Below are 12,773 nucleotides of genomic sequence, written 5' to 3' on the forward strand. Positions count from 1 at the left end.
GGCTGTGACATCAGTCCCGGCCCCCGGCCCGGACATGCGTGCTTGTGCCCAGCATGCCTGGGCGCAGGTACTCAGGGGACCGGCCCTCGGCTGTGCCCCTCAGCCCCGAGGCCAGCTATTTCCCCGCCCCCCGCGCTCGTATGCTCGATCCATGACGGATCACCAGCACGAACGGCCCGGTCGCCCCACCGAGAACGCCATGCGCCGTGCTCTCAAGCGCGCCAGGGACGGGGTGGCGCTGGATGTCACCGAGGCCGCCGTGCTGCTCCAGGCGCGGGGTGACGATCTCGAAGACCTCACCTTGTCCGCCGCGCGTGTGCGGGATGCCGGGCTGGAGGCCGCCGGGCGCCCCGGTGTCATCACGTACTCGAAGAGCGTCTTCATCCCCCTCACCCGGCTCTGCCGTGACAAGTGCCACTACTGCACCTTCGTCACCGTTCCCGGCAAGCTGCGGCGCGCCGGGCACGGGATGTTCATGTCGCCGGACGAGGTCCTGGACATCGCCCGCCGCGGGGCCGCGCTCGGCTGCAAGGAAGCGCTCATCACGCTCGGCGACAAGCCGGAGGACCGCTGGCCCGAGGCGCGGGAGTGGCTGGACGCGCACGGGTACGACGACACCATCGCGTACGTACGGGCCATCGCGATCCGCATCCTGGAGGAGACCGGGCTGCTGCCGCATCTCAACCCCGGTGTCATGACCTGGACCGACTTCCAGCGGCTCAAGCCGGTGGCCCCGTCCATGGGCATGATGCTGGAGACCACGGCGACCCGCCTGTGGAGCGAGCCCGGCGGTCCGCACTACGGGTCGCCGGACAAGGAGCCGGCCGTCAGGCTCAGGGTGCTCGAGGACGCGGGGCGCTCCTCCGTGCCCTTCACCTCCGGCCTGCTGATCGGGATCGGCGAGACGTATGAGGAGCGCGCGGATTCGCTGTTCGCGCTGCGGCGCATCTCCCGGGCGTACCACGGGATCCAGGAACTGATCATGCAGAACTTCCGCGCCAAGCCGGACACGGCGATGCGCGGCATGCCCGACGCCGAGCTGGACGAGCTGGTCGCCACCGTCGCCGTCGCGCGGCACATCATGGGGCCCTCCGCCTGCTTGCAGGCTCCGCCGAACCTGGTCGCGGGCGAGTACGCGCGGCTCATCGGGGCCGGGATCGACGACTGGGGCGGGGTCTCGCCCCTCACGCCCGATCATGTGAACCCCGAGCGGCCCTGGCCGCAGATCGACGAGCTCGCCGAGCAGTCCGCGGCGGCAGGCTTCCGTCTTGAGGAACGCCTCTGCGTCTACCCGGAGTTCGTACAGCGCGGCGAGCCCTGGCTGGATCCCCGGCTGCTGCCGCATGTGCGTGCGCTGGCTGACGCCGGCACCGGACTGGCACGCGATGTGAAGCCCGAAGGCCTGCCCTGGCAGGAGCCCGACGAAGGGTTCACCGCCGCCGGTCGTACCGATCTGCACGTGACCATCGACACCACCGGCCGCACCTCCGACCGGCGCGACGACTTCGACGAGGTCTACGGCGACTGGGAGGCCCTGCGCGAGGCCGCCCAGCCCGGCATGGTGCCTTCCCGGATCGAGACCGACGTACGGCAGGCTCTCAAGCAGGCCGCGGATGATCCGACGAGGCTCACCGACGACGAAGCCCTCGCCCTCCTCCACGCGGACGGGCCTGCGCTGGACGCGCTCACCCGCATCGCGGACGACCTGCGTAAAACGGTGGTCGGCGACGACGTCACGTACGTCGTCACGCGCAACATCAACTTCACCAACGTCTGCTACACCGGCTGCCGCTTCTGCGCCTTCGCCCAGCGGCGTACGGACGCCGACGCGTACACCCTCTCCCTCGATCAGGTCGCGGACCGGGCCGCGCAGGCCTGGGACGTCGGTGCGGTCGAGGTCTGCATGCAGGGCGGCATCCACCCCGATCTGCCCGGCACCGCCTACTTCGACATCGCGCGCGCCGTGAAGAAGCGCGTCCCCGGCATGCATGTGCACGCCTTCTCGCCCATGGAGGTCGTCAACGGTGCGACCCGCACCGGGCTTTCGATCCGCGAGTGGCTCACCGCAGCCAAGGAAGCCGGGCTCGACTCCATCCCCGGCACGGCCGCCGAGATCCTCGACGACGAAGTCCGCTGGATCCTCACCAAGGGCAAGCTGCCCACCGCCACCTGGATCGAGGTCGTCAAGACCGCGCACGAGCTCGGCATCCGGTCGAGCTCGACGATGATGTACGGGCATGTGGACCAGCCCCGCCACTGGCTCGGCCACTTCCGGACGCTGGCCCGGATCCAGCAGGAGACCGGCGGGTTCACCGAGTTCGTGACGCTGCCCTTCATCCACACCAATGCGCCCGTCTACCTCGCGGGCATCGCCCGCCCGGGGCCGACCGCCCGCGACAACCGTGCGGTCACCGCCATGGCCCGCATCCTTCTCCACCCGCACATCACCAACATCCAGACCAGCTGGGTGAAGCTGGGGGCGGAGGGCGCGGCCGAGATGCTCCGCTCCGGTGCCAACGACCTCGGCGGCACGCTGATGGAGGAGACCATCTCCCGTATGGCGGGCTCCAGTTACGGCTCGTACCGCTCGGTGCAGGACCTGGTAGCCATCGCGGAGGCGGCAGGTCGGCCGGCGAAGCCGCGTACGACCCTGTACGGCGAGGTTCCCGAGGAGCGGCAGCAGGCCGCGGCCGCGTCGGACGGACACCTCCCGGAGCTGCTGCCGGTGCTGCCGGACTGACGGCGCGGCCCGAAGTCGCCTGCCAGACTGGCCCGCATGGGTGCCCCGAAGCCGTCGATGCAGGAGCTGATCCAGCGGCGCGGACGCGCCGGGTTCGTCGGTCGACGCGATGAACTCGCTTTGTTCCAGGGGAACTTCGACATCCCGCCGGAGGACGAGCGGCACCGGTTCATCTTCCACATCCACGGCAACGCGGGCGTCGGCAAGTCCTCCCTCGTACGCGAACTTGTGCGGAGCGCGCGCGAGCGGCAGGCGCTGACCGCCGGCCTCGACGAGTCCGTGAACAGCGTGCCCGAGGCGATGGAGGCGCTGAGCGCGCAGTTCGCCCAGCAGGGGCATGCGCTCAAGGCCCTGGACCGGCTGCTCGCGACCTACCGTCAGCGCAGGCACGAGGCGGAGTCGGCCGCGTCGGCGGCAGAACCCGAGCAGGGCCCCACGGGGCCCACGGGCCCCACCGCAGGGTCCCGCGCCGCGGCCCAGGCCGGGCTGATCGGTCTCGGCATGGTGCCGGGCGTCGGCGCGTTCGCCGGAGCCGTCGACCCGGCTCAACTCGCCCGTGGCGCCGACCATGTACGGGCCGTCCTCAGCGCGCGCTTCGGCAAGCTGGAGGATGTGCGGCTGGTCCTCGACCCGCTCCGGGTCCTCACTCCCGTCCTGGTCGCCGAGATCGAACGGGTCGCGGCCCAGGCGCCGTGGATCGCGCTCTTCTTCGACACATACGAACGCACCGGGCCCTTTCTGGACACCTGGCTGCGCGATCTGATCACCACCGAGCGGTACGGCTCGCTTCCCGCGCACGTCGTCGTCACCCTGTCCGGGCAGGGCCCGCTCGACCCCAACTGCTGGGCGGACTACGCCGGCTTCGTGACCGACCTCCCGCTCGCGCCCTTCAGCGAGGCCGAGGCCCGGCAGCTTCTCGCGTCCAAAGGGGTCGTGGACGAAGAGGTGGTACGGGACGTGCTCAGGCTCTCCGGACGGCTGCCGGTCCTCGTCTCGACTCTCGCCGAGAACGCCGGGCGGCCGGGCAGTGTGGACGACCCCAGCGCCACCGCCGTTGAGCGCTTTCTGAAGTGGGAGCGTGACCCGGTCCGCCGCTCGGCGGCCCTCGACGGCGCACTGCCGCGCCGGCTGAACGAGGACATCTTCAAGGCGGCCGTGGCGGCGGAGGCGGCGGAGCTGTTCGGCTGGCTGCGCGGGCTGCCGTTCGTGAGCGATCGCGGTGGGCTGGCCCAGTATCACGACGTCGTACGCGCCCCGATGCTGCGACTCCAGCGTGCCCTCTCACCGGAGCGGTGGCGCGCGGCTCATGGCCGGCTGGCCGAGGCGTACGGCCGGCGGCGGGAGGCGGCAGGCGCCGGGCTGCGTCGCGACCAGCGGTCGGAGGACGACCGCTGGTGGGCGGAGCGCCTTGAGGAGACGTACCACCTGCTGTGCGCGGAGCCGAGACGCGAGCTTGCGGAAGCGCTGGCAGACGGCGCCTGGGCGTGCGACAAGGGCGGCGATTCGGCCCGCCGCTGGGCCCAGGCGATCGCCGAGGCGGGCGAGGCCGCGGGGGACGACGGGTTGCGCGACTGGGGAGCGGACTGTCTGACGGCGCTGCGGGACGAGCAGCGTGGCGTGGACAAACTGCTCGGGCTGCTGCTCTCCCGTACCGAACTCCACGACGAGGCGCGTGCCGCCGCCTTCATGGTGCGGGGCGAGTCCCGCAGGGGTGCGGGGAGATACGACGAGGCCTTCGCGGACTTCGACCGGTCGATCACGCTGGACCCGGACAAACCGCGCGCGTATTCCGTCCGGGCGCTGGTCCACCGGGCACTCGGCCAGTACGAGAAAGCGCTGGAGGATCACGACCGGGCCGTCGAGCGGCGACCGCACGGTGTGCGGACCTACTTCCACCGGGGCGAGACCTACCGGCTGGCGGGCCGCCCCGAGGAGGCGATCGCCGACTTCGACCGCGCACTCGACAACGATCCCGGTCATGTGTGGTCGCTGGCGAGCCGGGGCCAGGCGGCGCACAGGCTGGGTCGGTCCGCGGCGGCACTCGCCGATCTCGACCTCGCTCTGGACATCCGGCCCGACCATGTCTGGTCCCTGGTGCGCCGCGCCCAGGTGCGGCGGTCGCTCGGGGACACGAGCGGGGCGTGGACGGATCTGGAGCGGGCGAGGACGCTGTCGCCTCGGAACGCGTGGATCGTGGGGGAGCGGGGGGAGGTCCTGCGGCAGGAAGAGCGGTACGAGGAGGCCGTCGCCGAGTACGACCGGGCGCTCGTGCTGGACCCCGGATATGCCTGGGCCTGGGGCAGCCGGGCGATGGCGAACGAGGCGCTGGGCAGACGGGCCGAGGCGCTGGCCGATCTCGACCGGGCGCTTGTCCTGAACCCTTCCTACAGCTGGGCGGCGGCCCATCGCGAACGTCTGGCACCGCCCCCGCCTGCTTCGTAGCCGGGCGGGGCCGGATCCGGCCCTGGTCCGGCGACGGAGGACCCCGTCCTCAACGTTCGATTACAGTGCTGCGCCAGGCATACGTTCGACGTCCAGGGAGGGCGTGCGGTGAGCGCAGGAGCCACAGCCGTCTGGGGCCGGGCCGAGCAGCAGGATTTCCGTGCCCGCGTGCGCGGCGCCCTGCTCGGTGGCGCCATCGGCGACGCGCTCGGCGTCGGCGTCGCGGCGCTCACCATGGAGGAGATACGCACGGCCCACGGCCCGGACGGTCTCGCCGACCTCGTGCCCGCGCACGGGCGCCGTGGCGCGGTCACCGCCGCCACACAGCTGACCCTCTTCACCCTCGACGGGCTGATACGCGCCCAGGTCCGCCGGGACACCGGCGCCTGGCATCCGCCCACCGATGTGCACCGCGCCTATCTGAGATGGGCCGCGACCCAGCGCGACTGGGGTCCCGACGAGCGCCGCAAGGACAACGGCTGGCTCGCCCGTGAGGAATGGCTGTACACCCGCCGCGACCCCGCCCCGGCCTGCCTCATCGGGCTCGGCGACGAGACCATGGGCACTCTCGAAGCGCCCAAGAACCCCGCTGCGCGGGATGCGGGCGCGCTGGTGCGCTCCGCGCCGTTCGGGCTGCTGGTGGGCTGGGAGCCGCAGCTGGTGTGCCAGCTGGCCGTGGAGTGCGCGGCCCAGACGCACGGCCATCCCACCGCGTATCTCTCGGCGGGCGCTTTCGCGGTGATCGTGCACGGGCTTGCCCGCGGTGAGACGCTCGACGGCTCCGTGCAGCGGGCGCTCGCGCTGCTCGCCGCGCGCCCCGGGCACCAGCCGGTCACGGACGCCCTGAAGCAGGCGCTCGGCGCCGTACGCCAGGGCATTCCGAGCCCCGCCAGGATCGCCTCGCTCGGCGAGGGGTATCACGCCGAGGACGCCCTCGGCATCGCCGTCTACTGCGCCCTCGTCGGCGAGGACATCCGGCACGGCCTGCGTCTTGCCGTCAACCACGACGGGCCTTCGGAGACCACCGGCGCCATCACCGGCGCACTGCTCGGCGCGCTGCACGGCGAGACGGCGCTGCCGCCCGCCTGGCTCTGCGAGCTGGAGGGCCGCCCGACCATCCTGGAGCTCGCCGACGACTTCGCGATGGAGATGACCCAGGGGCCGGCGCTGCACGGCCCCACGGTCGCCTCTCCCGGCTGGCTGGCCCGCTACCCGCGCAGCTGACGCGGCGCACGACGACGAGGGCCCGGCTCCACCCCTGGGGAGCCGGGCCCTCGTGTGGGCACAGGGTTCAGCCGTCCGCGCCCTCGCGGCCCAGCACCTTCGCCTCCGCGGGCGCGGGCTCGGCAGGCGCCGGCACGGTCGCGGCGGCGAGCCCCGCCCCGCCCGGACCGTCGTCGTCCGAGTTGATCCGGGCGATGACCGCGTCCCGCTCGGGGGTGTCCTCCGGCTTGACGACGCCGATCAGGATGTAGAGCAGGAGCGAGATCGCCAGCGGTACGGAGACCTGGTACTGCAGGGCCACATCGGTCCTGGCCGTGCCGTCGATCTCGTAGTTGAGGAAGAAGAAGGCGATCAGGCCGGCCGCCCAGCTGGTGAGCGCCGCGGTCGGTCCCGACTTACGGAACGGCCGCAGCAGGCCGAGCATGAACGGGATCGCGATCGGTCCCATCAGTCCGGCCACCCACTTGATCACGACGGTGATGATGTCCTTGAACGTGGGCGAGTTGACCTGGGTCGCGATCGCCATCGACAGCGCCAGGAAGGAAATCGTGGATACCCGGGCGGCGATCAGACCGACCCGCTCCGACCAGCCCCTCGCCTTCCTGGAGAGGACCGGCGCGATGTCCCGGGTGAAGACCGCGGCGATCGCGTTGGCGTCGGAGGAGCACATGGCCATGGTGTGCGAGAAGAAGCCCACGATGACCAGGCCCAGCAGACCGTGCGGCAGCAGCTGTTCGGTCATCAGGGCGTACGAGTCGGAGGCGTCCGGCTTCTTCGCCTCGACGAGCAGCGGGGCGCACCACATCGGGAAGAAGAGGACCAGCGGCCACACGAACCACAGGATCGAGGAGAGCCGCGCCGAGCGGGTGGCCTCGCGGGCGTTGGCGGTCGCCATATAGCGCTGCGCCTGGTTCCACATGCCGCCGTTGTACTCGAAGGTCTTGATGAAGAGGAACGCGAGCAGGAACGTCACGGTGTACGGCCCGGCGGTGGCGTCCGTGTGGCCCTGCAGCTCCGGCTTGTCCCACACCGTCCACAGGGTGCTGAAGCCGTCGAGCTTGCCCATGACCGCGATCAGCATCGCGAGACCGGCCAGGAGCTGGATGATGAACTGCCCGAGTTCGGTCAGGGCGTCCGCCCACAGGCCGCCGATCGTGCAGTAGACGCCGGTGATGACGCCGGTGATCAGGATGCCCTGGTTGAGCGAGAGGCCGGTGAAGACGGACAGCAGGGTGGCGATGGCGGCCCACTTGGCGCCCACGTCCACGATCTTCAGCAGCACGCCGGACCAGGCGAGGGCCTGCTGCGTCTTCAGGTTGTAGCGGTTCTTCAGATACTCCAGTGGTGATGCGACATGCAGCTTGGAGCGCAGCCGGTTCAGCCGCGGGGCGAAGAGCTTCGCACCGATGAAGATGCCGATGGCGATCGGGAGCGACCAGGTCACGAAGGACGTGACACCGTACTTGTAGGCGATGCCCGCATAGCCGGTGAACATCACCGCGCTGTAGCCGGACATGTGGTGCGAGATGCCGGACAGCCACCAGGGCATCCTGCCGCCGGCGGTGAAGAAGTCGCTTACGTTGTCGACGCGCTTGTGGGACCAGAGTCCGATCGCGACCATCACACCGAAGTAACCGATGAGCACGGTCCAGTCGAGACTGTTCATGTGCCCCCTCCTGGGGTCCGCCTTGTGAACGCCGTTCATGGTGTGGCCAGGCAAGCGGTCACTACAACGATCCGAGGAGTCAAGAGCGAGTAAAATTGTTCTAGTTGTTGACCTCCATTCATATATGTAGTCAACGCGAGGGTGGAAAAGGGCCGCACGGGGCGATTGTCCGTGCGGCCGTGGAGAAGCCCGAGGAGACTGGGGAGTTGAGCCCGGACCGCCGGCGCTACCGCATCAGTTCACCGGCGTTGACCAACAGCGACTGACCCGTGATCGCCCGGGCCCGGTCGGAGGCCAGAAAGGTCACGGCCTCCGCCACATCCGCGTCCGTGGCCAGCTCGGGCAGCGCCATCCGCTCGGTGAGCCGCCCGAGCACCTCGTTCTCCGGTACGCCCTCGGTGTGCGCGGTGAACCGGACGTACGCCTGGACGGGCGGCCCCCACATCCAGCCGGGCAGCACGGTGTTCACCCGGATCCGGTCCGGACCGAGCTCTCGCGCCATCGAGTACATCGCCGAGGTCAGCGCGCCCTTGGACGCCGCGTACGCCGCCTGCCACACCTGCGAGGGCGCGGCCACCGCCGACTGTGTGCCGATGATGACGACCGAGCCGCCCCGCTCCTTCAGCGCCGGCAGACAGGCCCGGGTCATCCGCAGTGTGCCCAGCAGATTCACATCGATGACGCCCTGCCAGGTCTCGAAGTCCGCGTCCGCCAAGCCCCCGAAGTAGCTGTCCCAGGCGGCGACATGGGCCACCGCGTCGATCCGCCCGAAGCGCTCCAGCGCGAGCGCCGCCAGTGCCTGGCACTGCGCCTCGTCGGTGATGTCGGTGGCGCGGTACGCGGTGCGCGAGCCGTCCGGATCGATCTCGCCGGCCGACTTGGCGAGGTTCTCCTCGGTGCGCGCACCGAGGACCGCGTTGCCCCCGTCCCGTACGACCGTCGCCGCGATCCGGTGCCCGAGTCCGGCCCCTACGCCGGAGACGATCACGGTCTTCCCCTGAAGCAGCATGGCGCGCTCCTTCGACACAGGTCCGGCACGTACCTGACGGTGCGTCAGGGTACGGGCCGGGTGCCGAGGAAGGAAGGCCGGCGTCAGTACGCGCCGTTCAGCCTCCACCATTCGCCGTCGATCTGCTGCCCGCGCCCGAACACTCCGGTGCAGCCGCCCCGGTAGCCGATCAGCCGGCCGGGAGAGCTATTGAGGGCTCAATAAGGTTGTCCTCCCGTTGTCCTCACCCCTCCCCAACTGACGCATCATCAGATACACCGGAGGGATGACAGAAGACACGCGCAGCGAGGTGTACGCCGAACTGGCGGGCGTGGGGCCGTACGGCGTGCGACCCGGGCACGCTCTGATCACCATGGTCGAACCGCATCCCGGCCATGAGTACGCGTACAACCGCTGGTACGAGGACGACCACTACTACGCGGGTGCGATGGCGATGCCCTGGATGTACGCGGGACGGCGCTGGGTCGCCACCAGAGACCTCCAGGAGCTGCGCTACCCGGAGAAGTCGGCGGTGGCGCAGCCCGTCACGGCAGGCTGCTACATCTCCACGTACTGGATCACCGAAGGCCGCTACGCCGACCATATGAAGTGGACCGTCGGCATCAACAAGCGACTGAACCGGGACGGGCGCGTCTACCAGGACCGTACGCATGTGTTCACGGCCTTCCAGGACCACGAGGCGACCGTCTACCGCGACGGCGCGGCAGGCCCGCGCGACTTCCACGCGCTGGACCATCCGTACGCGGGCCTGGTGGTCGAGGTGATCGACGCCGAGGGGCCCGAGCGGCGGGCGGAGCTGCTGGAGTGGCTGCGTACGAGGCATCTGCCGAAGCGGCTGGCAGGCTCGTGCGCGGCGATGGTGACCGTCTTCAGACCGACGCCGCTGCCGGGCGACCGGATGAGCTATGTGAAGCAGGTGGAGGGCGTGGACACCCGGCTGACGCTGCTGTGGTTCCTCGAGGAGGACCCGAGGGAGCGCTGGGAGTCTACGTTCGCCGGACTCGACGCAGCGGTCGTCGAATCGGGGTTCGGGCGGGTTGAGCTCGTGGCTCCCTTCATCCCGACGGTTCCCGGAACCGACCGCTACGTCGATCAACTGCGCTGAGACGGCGCGGATCGCCGATACGGGCGCGGATCCCGCGGCGGGACGGTGGCTGACGGAAGCGGGTGGGGGATGGCCGTGGGGGCATGGCCGAGCCCCCTCGGCCGGGACGGCGGACCAGTCGAGAGGGCTCCGGTGGGTGGTGCGCTGTTCAATGGTGCTCTGTGCTGCGTTCGTTCGTGGTGCTTTTCGCTGAACTGCCTGGCGGGCTCTTCGGCTTATTGTTCAGCCGAGATCGAACGCGCCCTGCGCCACTTCGTTCACGAAAGAGTTCCACGACTGGGGAACGAATTTGATCGACGGGCCGGCGGGAACCTTGGAGTCCCGCACGGCAATCGCCGCCACGACGGGGGACTTGACCTCTACGCAAGCGCCGTTTCCGCCGGAGTACGAGGATTTCGTCCAGGATTCCGTGGCACCCTCAATGATTGCCATGTCTGCTCCGCTTCGGCGAGTGGTGTGATGTGCGCCAACGTTCTTGCTGGCGTGATCGAAGGTACTCGTCACCCTGGGCACCTGAGACGGGCGTTCACTCGACCGGATGGCATATTCCACACGAGTCTTCCGCCGCGAGGGGGCGCGGGTGTACCGTGCGGCCTCCCTCGCGGCCGGGACCTTTCCGGGGACCCTTCTGCGGGCCCTTTTGCTGGGTTTTCCGCAGGCTCTTCCGCGGGCCGTTCCGCCCGCCCGGCGGCGCGCCGCTCAGCGGGCGTACTCCTTGGCGATGTCCGCGATGAACTGCCTGGTCTGGTCCACATTCAGGGCCTGGGCGCGCAGATGCTCGTACATGACGCTGTACCTCTGCACGTCGTTGGCCTTCTCCAGATACAGATCGCTCGTCACGCCCTCGATGTAGACGACGCTGGAGTCGGAGGCGTCCGGGAACTCGAGGATCGCGTACTGGCCCAGAATGCCGGGATGGGCGCCCATGTCGAAGGGCAGCACCTGCACGGTGACATGCGGCAATTGCGACAACTCCACCAGATGCTCGAGCTGCTCGCGCATCAGCTGCTTGTCGCCGACGAGACGGTGCAGCGCCGCCTCGTCGATCACCGCCCAGAGCCGCAGCGGGTGTTCAGCCTCCTTGATCCGCTCCTGACGGCGCAGCCGGACGCTGACCCGTTTCTCTACGTCGGCGCTGCCGCTTTCGGGCAACGCACCGGCGATCAGTGCCTCGGCATAGCGCTGGGTCTGCAACAGGCCGGGGACGACCTGGGGTTCGTACACCCGCAGGCTCGCGGCATCGGTCTCCAGACCGATGTAGACGCTGTACGGGATGTCGCCGAAGGCGTGCCACCAGCCCTGCTGGCGGGAGTCCTTGGCCATCTGCATCAGCGAATCGACGATACGGTGGTCCTCGACCTCATAGACCCCGCACAGATCGCGGACGTCGCGCTGGCTGATGGAGCGACGGCCGTTCTCGAGGCGGCTGATCTTCGACTGCGAGACGAGCAGGCGCTCCGCCACCTCTTCGGCCGTCATGCCCTTGAGCTCGCGGAGCCGGCGCAGCTCCTGGCCCAATCGGCGTCGCCTGACGGTGGGGTTGACGTTGGACGCCACGGAAACTGCACCTCCGGCTGCGTAGCTGAGAGTATCTACTGCTCAGCAGACTGCCACCAATGGTCGTGGCTCCGCTGCGAAATGGCTACACAGACGACATACGCGAACGCGCGGGGCAGCGGTGAGGCTGCCCCGCGCGTTCTGTGCGGCTCCCGGACCGGGCCTTGGGGACGTCGGTGCGGCGGTTCTGCGAGTGGTGCTGGTTCTGCGGTTGCTGCTGGTGGTGCTGGTGCGGATGGTGCTGCGTCAGTGCGCGGCGACGCGGGCCATGCTTCCGTGGCGTGGCTGCATGGCGGCCGCCACGGCTGCCGGCTGTCGGCTGCCGTTCACTGCGGTGGGATTGCGGCGGGGCTGAGCGGCCACACCGTTCTGAACGTCCATCACGGCGTGCGCCACGAGTCCGCCCATCGGGTCGTGCCTGATGAGATCCCGCAGCCGGGACCTCGAGGAACGCCCTTCGTTCCCGGGGTAGAGGTGCTTGCCGAGTCCGACCGCGTGGGCCAGCGCGGCGAGCGCCGCGGTCCGCGGGTCCGGCGGTACGCCGGTGCGGATCGCACTGTCCAGCCGGGCCCTGATGTCCCGGCTTATCGCCGTGTCCGTCGCCTGGTAGCGAGTCGTCGGCAGCACTCCGCACATCTGGCCCGCCACGGCATGCACCATGCCGCACCGCTCCAGATGCGAGAGGTAAATCTGGCGCAACCCCAGTCGGGGCCCGCCAATCCAGTGGACTGCCCGTACCGGACTGCCGCGTCGGCGCAACAGCTCCAGTGCGGAGTCCAGTGTCGGATCTCCGGTCGGCCGTGGCATCACCACGGCGATACGATCCCCGTCTGGGGCTATCCGTCCTGCCAGGGCCAGCTCTACTAGCTGGGCTCCGGCCAGGCCGAGGTCGAGCGACTGCGGCTGCGCTGTGGTACCCGTGGCCGGGTCCAGAGCGAGCAGCAGTAGCTCTTCCGGAAGTGTTCTGCGGCTCCTGCCCATCCATGCCTCCCCGCGTGGATGAATGACAGGGTGACCCCTCTCACATTGG

At 69.8% G+C, this 12,773-nt stretch carries 9 protein-coding genes; 4 read left to right on the forward strand and 5 right to left on the reverse strand.

The genetic code is table 11. The annotated features are described in order from the left end of the window. Positions 1-151 precede the first annotated feature (151 nt). From ACQEVG_RS02395 to ACQEVG_RS02405, 3 genes are all read left to right on the forward strand, one after another. On the forward strand, positions 152-2,740 hold the full coding sequence (locus ACQEVG_RS02395; RefSeq protein WP_432976225.1) for a bifunctional FO biosynthesis protein CofGH: 2,589 nt from the start codon (positions 152-154) through the stop codon (positions 2,738-2,740). A 36-nt stretch (positions 2,741-2,776) separates the two neighbouring features. Continuing rightward, the gene (locus ACQEVG_RS02400; RefSeq protein WP_432976228.1) at positions 2,777-5,182 is read left to right on the forward strand and encodes a tetratricopeptide repeat protein; all 2,406 of its coding nucleotides are present in this window, start codon (positions 2,777-2,779) and stop codon (positions 5,180-5,182) included. A gap of 108 nt (positions 5,183-5,290) precedes the next feature. Next, on the forward strand, positions 5,291-6,406 hold the full coding sequence (locus ACQEVG_RS02405; protein WP_432976231.1) for an ADP-ribosylglycohydrolase family protein: 1,116 nt from the start codon (positions 5,291-5,293) through the stop codon (positions 6,404-6,406). A 67-nt stretch (positions 6,407-6,473) separates the two neighbouring features. Here ACQEVG_RS02405 and ACQEVG_RS02410 read toward each other — a convergent pair whose 3' ends face one another. Beyond that, positions 6,474-8,072, reverse strand: a complete 1,599-nt coding sequence (locus tag ACQEVG_RS02410) for a sodium:solute symporter family protein (protein WP_432976234.1) — start codon at positions 8,070-8,072, stop codon at positions 6,474-6,476. Between the two features lie 226 nt (positions 8,073-8,298). Further along, positions 8,299-9,081, reverse strand: coding sequence for an SDR family oxidoreductase (locus tag ACQEVG_RS02415; RefSeq protein ID WP_432976237.1), 783 nt, complete (start codon positions 9,079-9,081; stop codon positions 8,299-8,301). A 265-nt stretch (positions 9,082-9,346) separates the two neighbouring features. Between ACQEVG_RS02415 and ACQEVG_RS02420 the strand changes: the two genes are divergently transcribed. After that, positions 9,347-10,186, forward strand: a complete 840-nt coding sequence (locus ACQEVG_RS02420; RefSeq protein ID WP_432976240.1) for a hypothetical protein — start codon at positions 9,347-9,349, stop codon at positions 10,184-10,186. A 222-nt stretch (positions 10,187-10,408) separates the two neighbouring features. On the opposite strand, the gene ACQEVG_RS02425 is transcribed toward ACQEVG_RS02420, so the two are convergent. The 3 genes from ACQEVG_RS02425 to ACQEVG_RS02435 form a co-directional block, all read right to left on the reverse strand. Continuing rightward, positions 10,409-10,618 (reverse strand): DUF397 domain-containing protein, encoded by a 210-nt coding sequence (locus tag ACQEVG_RS02425; RefSeq protein WP_360867635.1) that lies wholly within the window; start codon positions 10,616-10,618, stop codon positions 10,409-10,411. Between the two features lie 267 nt (positions 10,619-10,885). Next, complete coding sequence (locus ACQEVG_RS02430) at positions 10,886-11,743, reverse strand: helix-turn-helix domain-containing protein (protein ID WP_360867632.1); 858 nt, start codon at positions 11,741-11,743, stop codon at positions 10,886-10,888. A gap of 246 nt (positions 11,744-11,989) precedes the next feature. Further along, positions 11,990-12,724 (reverse strand): GOLPH3/VPS74 family protein, encoded by a 735-nt coding sequence (locus ACQEVG_RS02435; RefSeq protein ID WP_432976244.1) that lies wholly within the window; start codon positions 12,722-12,724, stop codon positions 11,990-11,992. Positions 12,725-12,773: the final 49 nt, after the last annotated feature.

It is taken from the genome of Streptomyces sp. CA-135486 (assembly GCF_050936555.1).
GTDB lineage: Bacteria > Actinomycetota > Actinomycetes > Streptomycetales > Streptomycetaceae > Streptomyces.